We start from the raw sequence: 14958 nt of genomic DNA on the forward strand, positions 1-14958 counted from the left end.
GATAGTTGATCAAGGCCTCATGGACCCCGACCCTATCTTGCCGTCACCAGAGGAGAAGTGCGCGACGGCGCAAAACACAGTGCACGCTAATATAACGCCTTCTGGACTGATACCATCGAGTCCCATGACTCGCCGAATCACCCCGACGCCGTGACCGAGCCCATGACAGACACCGCGACAGAGCCCGTGAAGCATGAGCCCGTGAAGCATGAGCCCGGTCACATCGACCCTCAGGGCGAGCGCCTGGCCATCCGGGGCGACTGGACGCTCGAGCACCATGGGAGCCTGAAGCGCGAGGTCGAACGCCTGGCCAAGGACCGCGAGCCCTCTGCCCAGGGGATCGACCTGACGCCGCTGGCCGCCCTGGACACCGCCGGCGCCGTGCTGCTGATGGAGCTGACCGGCGCCGAAAGGCTCGCCGCGATCGACGACTGGGCGCCGGAACTGCCGGCGACGCGCCGCGCCCTGCTGCGCACCCTGGGCGAGGCGATGGTCGACCGCCCGGCCCCGGCCGCGCGATCCCGCCGGCCGCTGAGGGATGGCCTGGCGCAGACCGGCCGGCTCGTGGAGGGGCTCTGGCACCAGCAGATCAAGCTGCTCGGTTTCATCGGCCAGGTGCTCGCCACCCTGGCCAGCACCGCCTGGCGGCCGAGCCGCTGGCGCCTCACCTCGGTGGTGGCCCAGCTGCATCAGACCGGCCTCAACGCCCTGCCCATCGTCGCCCTGCTGACCTTCCTGGTGGGAGCCGTGGTGGCCTTCCTGGGCGCCACGGTGCTGCGCGACTTCGGCGCCACCATCTATACGGTCAACCTGGTCGCCTTCGCCTTCCTGCGCGAGTTCGGCGTGCTGCTCGCCGCCATCCTGCTCGCCGGCCGCACCGCCAGCGCCTTCACGGCCCAGCTCGGCGCCATGAAGGCCAACGAGGAGCTCGATGCCGTGCGCACCCTCGGCCTCGACCCGATCGAGCTGCTGGTGCTGCCGCGGGTGCTGGCGATGATGCTGACGCTGCCGATCCTCACCTTCGTCGGCATGCTCAGCGGCATCCTCGGCGGCGCCCTGATCTGCGGGCTGGCGCTGGATATCTCGCTCATCCAGTTCGTCTCCATCCTGCAGCGTGATATCCCCCTCAACCACTTCCTGGTGGGCTTGGCCAAGGCGCCGATATTCGCCTTCCTGGTCGCGGTGATCGGCTGCCTGGAGGGCTTCAAGGTCAGCGGCAGCGCCCAGTCGGTGGGCGAACACACCACCTCCAGCGTGGTGCAGTCGATCTTCATGGTGATTTTGCTGGACGCGGTGGCGGCGCTGTTCTTCATGGAGATGGGCTGGTGAGCGAGTCGATGCGAGCATCACGGCGCCAAGCGCCACGAAGCCAGGGGCCCCGTCACCAGGAACCCCTGGATCGAGCGCCGCTGATTCGCGTCCGCGGGCTGTCCAACCGCTTCGGTCGCCACGTCGTCCACGAGGACCTCGACCTCGATCTCTACTCGGGGGAGATCCTCGGCGTGGTGGGCGGCTCTGGCACCGGCAAGTCGGTGCTGCTGCGCAGCATCGTCGGCCTGCTGAGGCCCAGCGAAGGGCGCATCGAGGTGTTCGGCGAGGACCTGCAGCGGCTTTCCTCATCGGCCCGCTCGCGGCTGGAGCGCCGCTTCGGGGTACTCTTCCAGCGCGGTGCGCTCTTCACCTCGCTGACCCTCGAGGAGAACGTCGCCCTGCCGCTGATCGAGCATGCCGGGCTCAGCCGCACCGATGCCGAGGCCCTGGCGCGGGTCAAGCTGGCCCTCGCCGGGCTGCCCGGGCAGGCCGCCACCCAGTATCCCGCTGCGCTATCGGGTGGCATGATCAAACGGGCCGCGCTGGCCCGCGCCCTGGCGCTGGACCCGGAGGTGCTGTTTCTCGACGAGCCGACCGCGGGCCTCGATCCGATCGGCGCGGCGGCCTTCGATCGCCTGATCCTGACCCTGCGCGACGCCCTGGGCCTGAGCGTCTTCCTGGTCACCCACGACCTGGACACCCTCTATACCGCCTGCGATCGCGTGGCCGTACTGGCCAATCGACAGGTACGCGTCGCCGATCGTCTCGCGGTGGTCGAGACCACCGACGACGCCTGGATCCACGACTATTTCCACGGCCCCCGTGGCCGCGCCGCCCGGCGGGCGGCCCACCCGGCAGAGGACGCCTGACGATGGAACCCCGCGCCCATCATGTATTGATCGGACTGTTCACGGTGATCACCCTGGGCAGCGTGCTGCTGTTCGCCCTGTGGCTCGGCAAGTCGAGCGTCGATCGCGACTACGCCTGGTACGAGATCGGCTTCAATCGCGACGTTGGCGGGCTCTCCGAGGGCAACGCGGTGCTCTACAGCGGCATCGAGGTCGGCGACGTGGTGCGGCTGCGCCTCGATCCCCAGGATCCGCGACGGGTACGGGCGCTGATTCGCGTCGACAGCGAGGTGCCGATCAAGCAGGACACCCGCGCCAGCCTGGCGCTGGCCAACATCACCGGCACCAAGAATCTCCAGCTCTCCGGCGGCAGCCCGCAGAGCCCGCGCCTGACGGGCGACCGCGGCGATCCCCCGCTGATCCAGGCCGAGCCCTCGCCACTGAGCTCGCTGCTCTCCGGCAGCGAGGCGCTGTTCGCCAAGGTGGATCGGCTGCTGACCAACGCCAATCGGCTGCTTTCCGATCGGAACACCGAGAGCCTGACGCGTACCCTCGGCCATCTGGAGACGCTGTCGGGCACACTGGTCGATCAGCGTGACAGCGTCGGCGAGGCCATGACCGGGATCGGGCGCGCCAGCGAGCAGCTGACGACGACCCTGCAGCGCTTCGACCGCCTGGGCGAGCGAGCCAACCGGCTGCTCGACGACCAGGGAGCCGCCGCGTTGCAGGACGCCCAGGGCGCCATGCGGTCGCTTTCCGCCACCGCCGCGCGGCTCGATCGCCTGACCGCGCGCCACGAGGATTCGCTGGATCGCGGCCTGCAGGGGGTCGGCGAGCTCGACCCGGCGATGCGCGAACTGCACGCCACGCTGCGCACCCTGAACCGCCTGATCCAGCGCCTCGAGGAAAACCCCGCCGAGACCCTGCTGGGCCGCGATGAGATCCAGGAGTTCCGCCCATGAGCCTGCCGCGCCTCACTCTCACCGCGTGCTTCGCCCGGCTGCTGCCTTTCGCGCTGAGCGGGCTGCTCGCCGGCTGCAGCGTCATTCCCAAGAGCGAGCCCGTGCGACTCTTCACGCTGCCCGCGCCGACGCTGTTGGCCTCCAGTGAGGCTGCCCGCGAGCTGACCCTGCGGGTCGACACGCCCGGTGCCGGCGCGCCGCTGGATGGTCGACGCCTGCTGATCATGCCGACCCCCGGCGAGTTCCAGGCCTACGGCGGGGCGCGCTGGCGCGACGACGCCCCGCGTCTGCTGCGCGATCACCTGATCGAGGCCCTGCGACGCGACGGCCGCCTGTCCACGGTGATCGACGAGACCAGCCGGGCACAGAACGACGCGGCGCTGACCGGCCATCTGGGTGCCTTCCATGCCCGCTACCGTGAGGGCAACGCCGAGGTGGTGGTGCGTCTCGATGCCCAGCTGCTCGACGATCGCAGCCGCGAGGTGCGGGCGAGCCGTCGCTTCGAGGCGGTGATGGCAAGCGACGGCGACGGCCTCGAGGCCGTGGTCGCGGCCTTCGGGCGCGCCGCCGACCGGCTCGCCGTCGAGGTGGTCGACTGGACGCTCGCGCAGCTGCCCCGTGATCCCGCCTGATCAGGCGACTTCCAGCCTCGCCACCGCCCGCTCGACCGCACCGCGATAGCCGCCGCCGAACAGCAGCAGGTGGTTGAGCAGCGGATAGAGCTGGAACAGAGCCTCGCGCCTCGGCCAGTCGGCCGGGGCGCGGCCATTCCAGTAGGCCTCGAAGAAGGCCTCGCCCGGCGCGCCGAATAGCGTCAGCATGGCCAGGTCGACCTCCGGGTAGTGGCGATAGACCGCCGGGTCGATGATCGCCGGCCCCTTGGGTGTGAAGAGCACGTTGCCCGTCCAGAGATCGCCATGCAGCAGGCTCGCCGGGGCATCCGGCAGCCAGGCCTCGAGCCCCTGGGCGATGGCCTCGAGGCGACGGCGCAGCCCACTATCCATGAGGCCGCGCTGGTGGCAGACCTCGGCGAGCGGCAGCAGCCGCCGTTCGCGCTGGAAGGCGCGACCGTCGACGAGTGGCGCATTGGGCTGGGGCGTCAGGCCACAGGCGTTGTCGTGAGGCCAGCCATGGGCGTCGCCGACATCGGCGTGCAGCGCCCGCAGGCCCTCTCCCAGGCTCGCCGCGTCGCCCCCGGAGCGTCCGCCTCCGCTCTCCAGCGCCTCCATCACCAGCCAGCCATCGCCCTCGGCCAGCACCTCGGGCACGATCAGTCGCGTGCCGGCCTGGCGCAGGGCGCGCAGGCCGTCGGCCTCGCCGGCCAGCCGCGCGGGATCATCGCGCTTGATCACCACCGCCCCCTGGTCGGTCATCAGGCGCTGGACCTCGGCAATATCGCCACCGCCGAGGGGAACGGGCTCTCCTCGCGGCGTGAGGGACGCCGAGTCCAGCAGTCGCGCCAGTGTTCGCTCCATGGGGTCATGCCTCCTTTTCCGTACCGATGGCCCCGAGGGTCGCCAGCCCGGCCGACGTTGTCAAAGCACCCGGCGCTTTCAAAGCAATGGGAAGGCCAACAAAAAAGACCGCCCCGGAGGGCGGCCAAAGAACACAAGCGCGGGATTAAAAACGGCAAAGGCTCGGCGGATAGATCGGAGGAAAGTTACTCCGGCATAAGCACCCCATCGATCACGTGGATGACACCGTTGCTCGCCTCGATATCCGCCTGGATAACGGTGGCATCATCAATCATCACGCTGCCGTCCATGGTGGTGATGGTGATGTCCTGGCCCTGGACGGTGGTGGCACTGTCGGCCGCCATGGCGTCCTCAGCCATGATCATGCCGGGCACCACGTGATAGGTGAGCACGGCCTGCAGGGTCGCCTGATTCTCGGGCTTGAGCAGGTCCTCGACGGTACCCTCCGGCAGCGCGGCGAAGGCCTCATCGGTGGGGGCGAAGACGGTGAAGGGTCCCTCACCCTTGAGGGTCTCGACCAGCTCGGCAGCCTGTACCGCGGCAACCAGCGTCTCGAACTGTCCCGCGCCCACGGCGGTATCGACGATGTCCTTCTTCATGCCGTGATTGTCGGCCTGCACGCCGCTGGCGAGCATCAGGCCCAGCATGCCGGCACCGAGGGCGCGGGCCATGGGCGTGGTAAGGGGGGCAGTGATGGAGGTGGTTAGGGTCTTCATGGGGCACTTTCCTCTTGTTTTACCGCGGACGCATCTCGCCCGGCGGAGGTAACTCGCTATTGGCTTGGAACACCCGGCGGAGGCCTCTCCGCCTAAACCTGTACAGAAGTTAGACCCTGTATAGATATTGGACAAGTATTATTTTTCTCCGCGGCCTCTTTTTCTCCGCAACATTCTCGGCAACATCATGGCTGACGACGCCGGCGCGATATGGCACAAGGAGAGGCACCCCCCAGCAGAAAGGAGTCACGACCATGTACAAGCTGGCCTTCTTCGTGCCGATGGCGGACGCCGAGCGCGTCAAGGAAGCCGTCTTCGCCACCGGCGCGGGGCGCATCGGCGATTACGAGGCGTGCTGCTTCCAGACCCCGGGCACCGGGCAGTTTCGCCCGCTGCCGGGCGCCGACCCGCACATCGGCCGGGTCGGCGATCTGGAGCGCGTCGAGGAGTTGAAGGTGGAGCTGGTCTGCGAGGATGCATTGATCCGCGAGGCGGTGGCCGCCCTGCGGCAGGCCCACCCCTACGAGGAGCCGGCCTTCGACGTCTGGCGGCTGGAGACCTGGTGAACGACATGCACCCTCAGAGGAGGCAAGGCATCCCGGTTAGATCTGACAAGGGGCTCCGGGGGCAGGTCGAAGAGGGGGTCCTACGCCATGGATGGCGTCGGTAGCGCCCAGGGAGGGGTTCACAGCGCCCCCTCAAAGACCTGTCGACGGGACGGATAGGATAGACAGTTAACTGCGATAGCCCTGCCAAGGAAGCCGGCGGCTGGAGACGCGCCGCGGCTCGGCCTATGATGCGAGGCCGCATGTTCCGTTCACGCTCAGGAGGTTACCCCCATGCCCATCGCCATGATCACCGGCGCCACATCCGGCTTCGGCCGCGCCGCCGCCCGGCGCTTCGCCGACGCCGGCTGGTCGCTGATCCTCACCGGTCGCCGCCAGGAGCGGCTGGACGCCCTGGAGCAGGAGCTCGCCGAGCGCGTCGAGGTGCTGACCCTGGCCCTGGACGTGCGCGATGCCGAGGCGGTAAAACACGCCGTCGAGTCGCTTCCCGAGGCGTTTCGCGGGGTCACCTGCCTGCTCAATAACGCCGGGCTGGCGCTGGCGCCCCAGCCGTCGCAGCAGGTCGACCTGGCCGACTGGCACACCATGATCGACACCAACGTCACCGGCCTGGTCAACGTGACCCACGCCATGCTGCCGCTGCTGATCGCCACCGGCGCGGGGGCCAGCATCATCAACATCGGCTCGGCGGCGGCCAAGTGGCCCTACGCCGGCGGCCACGTCTACGGCGCCACCAAGGCGTTCGTCGAGCAATTCAGCTACAACCTGCGCTGCGACCTCAAGGGCACCGGCGTGCGGGTCACCGATATCGCCCCGGGCCTGGCCGAGACCGAGTTCACCCTGGTGCGCACCAAGGGCGACGAGGCCGCCTCCGAGGCGCTCTACGGCGACACCACGCCGCTGCAGGCCGAGGACGTCGCCGAACAGATCGTCCATGTGGCGACGCTGCCCGCACATATCAACATCAACTTCCTGGAGATCATGCCGACGCGGCAGAGCTGGTCGCCGACTCACGTCGAGCGCGACTGAGGCCGTCGAGCAGAACGGTAGAATCGAGCAGCGCCCCGGGGCGGGGCGCTGCCGAACCTAGGCACGGTCGATCTAGACGCTTGCGAGCCTGGGCGCCTCCGAACCTAGGCGCTGCCGAAATAGCGCTCGCGATCCTCGGCGGTGATGTCGCTGACGTGCAGCGGAAAGGCCGCCTCCCGCCGGTCATCGTAGAAGTGGCGCAGGGTGCGCTCGATGGTCGGGAAGGCGAGCTCGTCCCAGGGAATCTCATGCTCCTCGAACAGCGCCACCTCCAGGCTCTCGGGGCCGGCGTCGAAGCCGCCGGCGAGATCGGCCCGGAAGATCATGTAGACCTGGTCGATGTGCGGCAGGTTGATCAGCGTGTAGAGGCCGTGAATCTCGACCTCGGCACAGGCCTCTTCCCACGTCTCGCGGGCCGCCGCCTCGACGGTGGTCTCGGCGTTCTCCATGTAGCCCGCCGGCAGGGTCCAGAAGCCCTTGCGCGGGGAGATGGCGCGGCGACACAGCAGCACCCGGCTGCCGCTCACCGGCAGGGTACCGGCGACGATGCGCGGATTCTGGTAGTGGATGGTGCCGCACTCGTCGCAGCAGTGGCGAGGACGATCGTCCCCGTCCGGAATCGCGAAGCGCACGGTATGGCCACAGTGACTGCAGAAGTTCATGGCGCTCCCTGGCAGGCCGGAGGGCGGCATGGCGGCCGCCCGGTCAGGGCTTGACGCCGCTCATGGCGGCCGAGTAGAAGGAATCAAACCCGATGGAAGCCCCATGTTAGAGAACCTTCGTGAACGCCTGCAAGCACACCGCCCGCGCCGGATCAGACTGCGCCTGCCCGAGGCGGCGGTGCTGCTGCCCATCGTCGACCGCCCCGAGCCGACCCTGCTGTTCACGCGACGCGCCGGCCACCTCAATACTCACAGCGGCCAGGTAGCCTTTCCCGGCGGCAAGCGCGAGCCGGGCGACGCCGACCTGCTGGCCACGGCGCTGCGTGAATCCCGCGAGGAGATCGCCCTGCCCTCCGAGCGCGTGGAGCTGCTCGGACGGCTCTCGGATGTGATCTCGCTGCACGGTCTGCGGGTCACGCCCTGGGTGGGGCTGATTCCGCCCGACCTGCCGCTGATCGCCGATCCCGGCGAGCTCGATGCCATCTTCGAGGTGCCGCTGACGCACTTCCTGGAGGATCAGCGCACCCACACCGACGTGATCCGGGTGGACGGCCGTGACTACTACGTGCCCAGCTACCGGGCCGATGGCCAGGTAATCTGGGGACTCTCGGCGATGATGCTGGTGGAGCTGCTCGCCGAGGGCTTCGCCATGCCCATCAGCCTCTTCGAGCGCCCGCCGGGCGAATTGATCCACCTTCCCGAACGCGGAGTCTCCCGCCCATGATGCCGACACGCGAGGCCTTCGCCACCGCCCTGCCCCGCGCCCGCTTGGCCGAACTGGTCGATGCCCTGGTGGAACAGGGCTTCTACGTCGGCGAGGACTTCATCCCCGCCGAGCTGTGCGCGGCGCTGCACCACGAGCTCGACGCCATGGCCGACCACGAGGCGCTGGAGGCCGCCGGCGTCGGCCGCGGCCAGGAGCACGCCCTGCGCCGGGACATCCGCGGCGACGCCATCCGCTGGCTGGACCGCGAGAGCCAGGCCCGCCGCCAGTATCTGGAGGCCATGGCCGAGCTGCAGCAGGAGCTCAACCGGGCGCTCTTCCTGGGGCTCTTCGAGTACGAGGCGCACTTCGCCCACTACCCGCCCGGCGCCTTCTATCGCCGCCACCTCGACAGCTTCCGCGGCCGCGCCAACCGCGTGATCTCAACGGTGGGCTACCTGAACCCCGACTGGCCCGAGGACGGCGGCGGCGAGATGGTGATCTTCGCCGCCGACGATCCCGAGCACGAGGTGGCCCGGGTGCGCCCACGGGCCGGTACCTTCGCCTGCTTCCTCTCCGACCGCGTGCCCCACGAGGTGCTGCCGACCCGCCTGCCGCGGGCGAGCATCGCCGGCTGGTTCCGGCGCAACGCCTCGCTGGGTGGCCTGGTGGACCCGGCGCGCTGATGGCGAGCGCGGCCGACAAGGGGGAGAACGAGCGGCTCAGGGCGCGCTGCTTGGCACTGGAAGCGGAAAAAGCCGAGCTCGAAGCGGACAACGCAGCGCTGGAAGCGGAAAAAGCCGAGCTGGAAGCGGAAAAAGCGGAGCTCGAGGCACGGAACGCGGCGCTGGAGGAGGAGAAGCGCCACTACCGGTGGCTGGCCGACAGCACCACCGACCTGATCTCCCGCCACGCCCGGGATGGCACCTTCCTCTACGCCTCGGCGGCGGCCCGGGAACTGCTCGGCTACGCGCCCGAGGAGCTGGTCGGCGTCTCGGCCTACGACCTCTTCCATCCCGCGGACCTCGCCGACCTGATCAACAAGTCACCGCGCATCTACTACCACGACGGCTTCTATCAGCAGACCTACCGCTTCCGGGCCAAGGACGGCCACTACGTCTGGTTCGAGACCACCAGCCGCACCCGCCGCGACCCCGCCACCGGCGAGCTTCTGGACGTGCTCTGCGTCTCCCGGGACGTCAGCCGGCGCCTGCAGGCCGAGGCCCACCGTGAGCGCCTCGCCCGGGTGGTGGAGTCGACCACCGACTACGTGCTGTTCCTCGACGGCGACGAGCGCATCTTCACCGCCAACGAGGCCGCCCGCCGCCTGCTGGCCCGCGCCGCAGACAAGCGGCCCGACACGCTGCATCTCGACGCGGCCTATACTCCCGAGTCGCTTGCCGTGCTGCGCGAGGTCGTGCTGCCCGCCGTGGCGCGCTACGGCTCCTGGAGCGGCGAGCTCGCGATGCGGGGCCCGCGCGGCCCCGTGCCGGTGCTCAGCGTGGTGATGGCCCATCACGGCCCCGCCGCCGCGCCCGACCATCTGTCGCTGATCAACCGCGACATCGGCCTGCGCAAGGCCGCCGAGGCCCAGGAGCGCCGCCACCAGGAGCAGATCGCCCACGCCAACCGCCTGGCGACCACCGGCGAGCTCGCCTCCAACATCGCCCACGAGCTCAACCAGCCGCTGGGCGCCATCGCCAACTACGCCAGCGGCGCCCTGCTGCGCCTTGAGGCCGACCCATCGGGCCCGGCCGGCGAACTGACCGTGCCGCTGGAGCGGATCAGCGAACAGGTCCAGCGCCTGGCCGAGCGGCTGCGCCACATCCGCACCTTCGTGCGCAAGGGTCAGACCCGGCCGCGGCCGGTGGCGCTGAGCGAGGTCGTGAAGGCCGCCTGCCGGCTCTGCGAATGGCAGTTCCAGCAGGCCGGCATCGCCCTGGACGCTGCGCTGCCCGAGGCGCTGCCGCGGGTGCAGGCCGATCCGGTGGCGCTGGAGCAGGTGCTGGTCAACCTGCTGTTGAACGCCCTGGAGGCGAGCCGCCCCCATCCCGGCGCCGACCGGGTGACGCTCAGCGCCCGGCAGAGCGGCCCGCGGGAGGTGCGTTTCACCATCAGTGATCGCGGCCCCGGCGTGGCCGAGGCCGAGCGCGAGCGGATCTTCGCGCCCTTCCATTCGGGGCGCCCCGAGGGTCTCGGCATGGGGCTCGCCATCAGCCACTCGCTGATGGAGGCGATGGGCGGGCGGCTCGAGCTGGCCCCGGCCGGCGGTTCCGGCGGCGCCACCTTTGCCGGTACACTGCTCGCCGAGCCCGGGCCGCTGCCGCCGGCCCGCTGAGCGGCTTAATTCACCCGGCTTCCGTTCACCCGCGTCCTTTGCTCACCCCACCTGGAGGGGCCCGTGCCCGACAAGCCCTGTATCGCCGTGGTCGACGACGACCAGGCCCTGCGCGACTCCCTGACCTGGCTGCTCGACTCGGTGGGCCTTTCGACCCTGGCCTACGGCGACGGCGAGGCGCTGCTCGACGCCGAGCCCGGGCGCCACGACGTCATCCTGCTCGACGTGCGCATGCCCGGCCTCTCCGGGCTGCAGGTGCAGCAGCGGCTCGCCGAACGCGGCGACGACACCCCGGTGATCTTCATGACCGGCCACGGCGACGTGCCCATGGCCGTTCAGGCGCTCAAGGCGGGCGCCTGCGACTTCATCGAGAAGCCCTTCAACCACCAGCAGCTGATCGACACCGTGCAGCAGGCCCTGGCCGAGCACCGTCGCCACCGCCAGGCTCAGGCGCGCCTCGAGGCGCTGCGCGAGCGCTACGCCGGCCTGCGGCCCAAGGAACGCCAGATACTCGTGCACGTGGCCGAGGGCCTGACCAGCCGCGAGATCGCCGCCGAGCTCGGCATCAGCGCCAAGACCGTGGAGGTCTACCGCCTGCGCGCCATGAAGGCGCTGGGCGCGGCCAACCTGGCCGAGCTGGTGCGGCTCTGCGTGGCGCTGGAACTGGTGAGCCGCTATCCCGAGGGGAGCTGATCCGAAAAGGTCTGATCAGAGAGGGTCTGATCAGAGAGAGCCTGATCCGGAAGGGTCTGACCCGGGAGGGTCTGATCCGAGATGGCCGGTCCCGAAAGTGAAGGCGGCACGACCGCCTCCTGGCCGTCGCCCAGCTTGATGATGATCTCCACACGACGGTTGCGGGCACGCCCCTCGGCGATGTCATTCGAGGCGATCGGTCGCGTGTCGGCGTGCCCGGTCACCGTCACCCGTCCGGCCGCCAGCGCCTCATTCTCCAGCAGCAGGTTCGCCACCACCGCCGAGCGCATCGCCGAGAGGTCCCAGTTGCTGGCATAGCGTGAGCTCCGCACCGGCACGTTGTCGGTGTGGCCGCGCACGGCGATGCTGCCCGGGGCGTCCGCCAGGGTGTCGGACAGATCGCCCAGCAGCTCGGCAAAGGAGGGCGTCACCGCCGCCGACCCCGAAGGAAAGGAGCCCTGCTCGTTGACGCGAATCACCACGCTGCTGGCATCACGTTCGACGTCGACGCCGCCCTCATCGATGGCAGTTTGCAGCCGATCTTCCAGGTTTCGCTGCAGCGCCTTCAATCGCTGCTCCAGCCGCATTCGATGGGTATCGAGCATGGGGCGCTCGCGCGTCGTCGTCTGGCGCACCTCGTCTCGCAGGGTCGGCTCAGGCTCGGCCGGCGAAAAGCGATCCATCACCGCGCTGGTCCCCTTGGGGATGGTCTCGGCCGGCACCTCGCGCTGAACGCCGAACGCCTTGGACATCTCCCCGGCCAGCTGCTCGAAGCGCTCAAGATCGATCTCGGCAAAGGACAGCAGCAGCACGAAGAAGCAGAGGAGAAGCGACATCAGGTCGGCGTAGGTCACCATCCAGGCCGGAATCTCGTTCTTGCTACGCGATCTCTGCCTAGCCATTGGACGTGCCCTGCTGGGCCGCCGAGTCACCGGACGTCGCGGCATCGCCTTCGCCGCCCTGCTTGCGCCGATCCCGCACGTCATCCGGCAGGTAGGTGAGCAGCATCTGCTCCACGATCCGCGGATTCTTGCCGTCCTGGATCGCCATCAGGGCATCCGTCCACAGCGACTGGAGCTTCTCCTGATGATCCATGCGGGTTTCCAGCTTCTCGGCGATGGGCTTGGCGACGATGTTGGCCAGCAAGACGCCGTAGAGCGTGGTCAACAGCGCCACGGCCATGGCCGGGCCAATGGAAGAGGGATCGTCCATGTTCGAGAGCATCTGGATGAGGCCGATCAGGGTACCGACCATGCCCATGGCCGGCGCCACATCGGTCAGGAGGCGAAAGGCCTTGGCCCCCGTCTGGTTGCGATCCAGGGTCATCAGGCGCTCCTTGTCGAGCATCTCCTTGATCACCTTCTGATCGAACCCATCTGCCAGCATCTGCAGGCCCTGCTGGAGGTAGCGCGAGCGCGTCTCGAAATCTTCCAGCGCCAGCAGGCCACCCTTGCGCGCCAGATGGGCCACCTCGAGCATCTCCTCGATGGTCTGGGACGTATCCGGCAGCGTATTGCGAAAGGCGCGGCTCGCCGCGGTCAGCGCCATGCGGCACTCGCTGAAGCGCAGCTGTGACAGCACCACCATCAGGCTGCCGCCAAACACGATCAGCAGGCTTGTGGCGTTGATAAATATCATCGGCGAGTCGCCGAGCCCTATCGCGCCGGCGATCAGGGCGGTGGCGCCCAGCATGCCGATGATGGTTGCAAAATCCATGGCCTTTACTCCGCTGCTCTTGTTTTCCCTGGCGCCTGTTGCCTGGCACGGCCCCTAAATTAACATGCCCTTTAGCGGCACCACAGCATACACCATCCGGTCTGACGTGCTGCTTCCCGTCCCGGCAGCCCTTACGAGGTTGGCAACGACATCCCTACCTACACTGCCATCAGGCATCCCGCGACACGCGGATGCGTTGACTGAGCAAGGGAGAGGCCGAGATGAACAGGACGGACGTCAGGACCCTTCAACGGTTTCTCGCCAAGAGCGGCACCTACCGAGGCAGGATCGACGGCCTGCGCGGCCCGAAGACCCACGCCGCGATGAAGGACGCCTTCCACGCCCATGCCGACCTGGTGCCGGCAGAGGTCGACGCCTGGAGCGACAGGCGACGCGCCGTCACCTGCCTGCAGATCGCCTGTCGCCTGCACAAGATCGAGGTCGGTCCGATCGATGGCCTGTGGGGTCCGCAGACCGAGTACGCGGCCGAGGTGCTGGCCACCATCCAGGAGACCGGCCAGCCGCCTGCCCCCTGGCGGGATCACCAGCCGCTTGATACCAACCCCAACGGCTGGGTCCGCGAGGCGGAGCTCAAGACGGCGCTGGGCTCACCGACCCGCAGGCCGCCGATGGTGGTGGTACCCTGCCCCTGGCAGCTCTGCCTCGCCTGGGACCTCGGCACCCGCGCGAGCGGGATCGGCTGCCACGAGATGGTGGCGGAGAGCCTGACCCGCATCCTTTCGAGAGTGAACGATCACTACGGTCCCGAGCGTCTCAGAGAGCTGGGCCTGCACCGCTACGGCGGCTGCTACAACAAGCGGCGCAAGCGGGGCGGCACCGCCTGGTCGACCCACGCCTGGGGCATCGCCATCGACTGGGACCCCGCCCACAACAAGCTCAAGTGGGGGCGCGACCGCGCCCACCTGGCACGGCCCGAATATGACACCTGGTGGCGATGCTGGGAGGAAGAGGGCTGGGTCAGCCTCGGCCGCACGCGCAACTTCGACTGGATGCACGTGCAGGCCGCCAAGCCGTAAGCGACCCGGTGCTGAGCGATGTAACGGTGAGCGACCCGGCCCTGACTCGGGGCTAGATCCGGGGCTAGATCAGGGGCTAGATCCGCAGCTCGACTCGGGGCACGCTCCAGGCGATCAATCGCGCAGGATGGTCATGCGCCGCGTCTCGTCCTCGGGGAAGACGCGACCGGTGCGCAGGGCGGTGAACAGGTGCAGGAACACCACGCCGGGCTCGCCGAAGACCTCGCCCGAGCGGAAGTAGGAGTGCCCCTTGGGGAAGTCGTAGCGGGTGTTAACGTCGTCGCAGTCCACAACGAAGACGTTGCGCCCCACCTTCGCCATGTCCTCCGGGCCGGAGTGGCCGAGCCGCCGCGAGGCGATGCGGTTACGCAGATTCGATGCCTTGCTCGCCCGCAGCGCCAGGTCATCGGAGGCGAAGTAGACGGTGACGTTGCGCGAGGCGTGGGGGATGACCTCGCCGGCGCGCCCCTCCTCCAGGGATTCGTTGACGATATCGGCGGCGATCAGGAAGGTATTGCGAAACAGCAGCGGCACGCCGCCCGGCAGGTAATACTTTCGCCACAGCCGCAGCGTCTCTCTCAGCACCCGGTTGCCCATGGAGTGAGCCAGCACGTTGATACGCTTGAGACAGGGTGTGGGGTCCACCTCGAACTGATCGCCCTCGCGCCAATCCAGGAAGCGCTGCAGCACCCGGGCGAAGGAGAAGGCGCTCATGTCGGCCGACTCCTGGTCGTCCCAGTAATCCTTGACCCCGGCTTATTCATGAGGGCGTCCTGAAAACGAAGATGGCGAGTGGTTTTCTCTTGTACCTGGATTCATAGAATAACTGCAGCGCTTTGGACCACACGGTAGAGGTAGGAGGGCCAGCGCCGATACCCTCCCTGCTTTACCGACCAAAGTGA

At 68.6% G+C, this 14958-nt stretch carries 16 protein-coding genes and 1 pseudogene; 11 read left to right on the top strand and 6 right to left on the bottom strand.

Translation table 11 applies throughout. The features are described 5' to 3' along the window. The first annotated feature begins 186 nt into the window (after positions 1 to 186). Genes BM388_RS15220 through BM388_RS15235 form a run of 4 tightly spaced genes read left to right on the top strand, consistent with a single transcriptional unit; the run spans position 187 to position 3753 of the window. Positions 187 to 1329 carry an ABC transporter permease gene (locus BM388_RS15220; protein WP_245781572.1) on the top strand — a complete coding sequence of 381 codons (1143 nt, stop codon included), beginning with the start codon at positions 187 to 189 and terminating at the stop codon, positions 1327 to 1329. Beyond that, positions 1326 to 2180 carry an ABC transporter ATP-binding protein gene (locus tag BM388_RS15225; protein WP_425431944.1) on the top strand — a complete coding sequence of 285 codons (855 nt, stop codon included), beginning with the start codon at positions 1326 to 1328 and terminating at the stop codon, positions 2178 to 2180. Before BM388_RS15220 ends, BM388_RS15225 begins: the two co-directional genes overlap by 4 nt. A gap of 2 nt (positions 2181 to 2182) precedes the next feature. Beyond that, entirely contained in the window at positions 2183 to 3121 is a 939-nt protein-coding gene (locus BM388_RS15230) for an MlaD family protein (protein WP_089851686.1), read from the top strand. Next, positions 3118 to 3753 carry an ABC-type transport auxiliary lipoprotein family protein gene (locus BM388_RS15235; protein ID WP_089851688.1) on the top strand — a complete coding sequence of 212 codons (636 nt, stop codon included), beginning with the start codon at positions 3118 to 3120 and terminating at the stop codon, positions 3751 to 3753. The genes BM388_RS15230 and BM388_RS15235 overlap by 4 nt, the downstream gene beginning before the upstream one ends. On the opposite strand, the gene BM388_RS15240 is transcribed toward BM388_RS15235, so the two are convergent. Together BM388_RS15240 and BM388_RS15245 are read right to left on the bottom strand one after the other, a co-directional pair. Beyond that, the gene (locus BM388_RS15240) at positions 3754 to 4596 is read right to left on the bottom strand and encodes a fructosamine kinase family protein (RefSeq protein ID WP_089851690.1); all 843 of its coding nucleotides are present in this window, start codon (positions 4594 to 4596) and stop codon (positions 3754 to 3756) included. Positions 4597 to 4781: 185 nt separating this feature from the next. After that, the gene (locus BM388_RS15245; protein ID WP_245781573.1) at positions 4782 to 5312 is read right to left on the bottom strand and encodes a fasciclin domain-containing protein; all 531 of its coding nucleotides are present in this window, start codon (positions 5310 to 5312) and stop codon (positions 4782 to 4784) included. Between the two features lie 254 nt (positions 5313 to 5566). On the opposite strand from BM388_RS15245, the gene BM388_RS15250 reads away from it, so the two are divergent. After that, positions 5567 to 5878 (top strand): YqfO family protein, encoded by a 312-nt coding sequence (locus tag BM388_RS15250; protein ID WP_089851692.1) that lies wholly within the window; start codon positions 5567 to 5569, stop codon positions 5876 to 5878. Between the two features lie 273 nt (positions 5879 to 6151). Then, entirely contained in the window at positions 6152 to 6907 is a 756-nt protein-coding gene (locus tag BM388_RS15255; protein ID WP_089851694.1) for an SDR family NAD(P)-dependent oxidoreductase, read from the top strand. A 104-nt stretch (positions 6908 to 7011) separates the two neighbouring features. Here the strand turns inward: BM388_RS15255 and BM388_RS15260 are convergent, their stop codons facing one another. Beyond that, positions 7012 to 7569 carry an NUDIX hydrolase gene (locus tag BM388_RS15260; protein WP_089851696.1) on the bottom strand — a complete coding sequence of 186 codons (558 nt, stop codon included), beginning with the start codon at positions 7567 to 7569 and terminating at the stop codon, positions 7012 to 7014. Positions 7570 to 7672: 103 nt separating this feature from the next. Between BM388_RS15260 and BM388_RS15265 the strand changes: the two genes are divergently transcribed. The 4 genes from BM388_RS15265 to BM388_RS15280 all read left to right on the top strand — a co-directional run bounded on the left by BM388_RS15265 (position 7673) and on the right by BM388_RS15280 (position 11303). After that, positions 7673 to 8293, top strand: coding sequence for a CoA pyrophosphatase (locus tag BM388_RS15265; RefSeq protein WP_089851698.1), 621 nt, complete (start codon positions 7673 to 7675; stop codon positions 8291 to 8293). Beyond that, positions 8290 to 8958 carry a 2OG-Fe(II) oxygenase gene (locus tag BM388_RS15270; RefSeq protein WP_089851700.1) on the top strand — a complete coding sequence of 223 codons (669 nt, stop codon included), beginning with the start codon at positions 8290 to 8292 and terminating at the stop codon, positions 8956 to 8958. Before BM388_RS15265 ends, BM388_RS15270 begins: the two co-directional genes overlap by 4 nt. Next, positions 8958 to 10610, top strand: coding sequence for a PAS domain-containing sensor histidine kinase (locus tag BM388_RS15275; protein ID WP_089851702.1), 1653 nt, complete (start codon positions 8958 to 8960; stop codon positions 10608 to 10610). Before BM388_RS15270 ends, BM388_RS15275 begins: the two co-directional genes overlap by 1 nt. 63 nt (positions 10611 to 10673) lie before the next feature. Next, positions 10674 to 11303: a response regulator transcription factor gene (locus tag BM388_RS15280; protein WP_089851704.1), complete on the top strand. Its 630-nt coding sequence runs from the start codon at positions 10674 to 10676 to the stop codon at positions 11301 to 11303. On the opposite strand, the gene BM388_RS15285 is transcribed toward BM388_RS15280, so the two are convergent. Both BM388_RS15285 and BM388_RS15290 read right to left on the bottom strand, forming a co-directional pair. Beyond that, the gene (locus BM388_RS15285) at positions 11285 to 12205 is read right to left on the bottom strand and encodes a flagellar motor protein MotB (protein WP_089851706.1); all 921 of its coding nucleotides are present in this window, start codon (positions 12203 to 12205) and stop codon (positions 11285 to 11287) included. The genes BM388_RS15280 and BM388_RS15285 overlap by 19 nt on opposite strands. Then, a complete protein-coding gene (locus BM388_RS15290; RefSeq protein ID WP_089851708.1) occupies positions 12198 to 13019 on the bottom strand; it encodes a MotA/TolQ/ExbB proton channel family protein in 822 nt (273 codons plus the stop codon). Before BM388_RS15290 ends, BM388_RS15285 begins: the two co-directional genes overlap by 8 nt. 221 nt (positions 13020 to 13240) lie before the next feature. On the opposite strand from BM388_RS15290, the gene BM388_RS15295 reads away from it, so the two are divergent. After that, on the top strand, positions 13241 to 14056 hold the full coding sequence (locus BM388_RS15295) for a M15 family metallopeptidase (RefSeq protein ID WP_089851711.1): 816 nt from the start codon (positions 13241 to 13243) through the stop codon (positions 14054 to 14056). A 114-nt stretch (positions 14057 to 14170) separates the two neighbouring features. On the opposite strand, the pseudogene BM388_RS15300 reads toward BM388_RS15295, so the two are convergent. Next, positions 14171 to 14791, bottom strand: a pseudogene (locus BM388_RS15300) (alpha/beta hydrolase); the annotation flags it as partial. Positions 14792 to 14958 lie beyond the last annotated feature (167 nt).

The sequence above is a fragment of the Halomonas saccharevitans genome (assembly GCF_900116405.1).
In the GTDB taxonomy this organism is placed as follows: domain Bacteria; phylum Pseudomonadota; class Gammaproteobacteria; order Pseudomonadales; family Halomonadaceae; genus Halomonas; species Halomonas saccharevitans.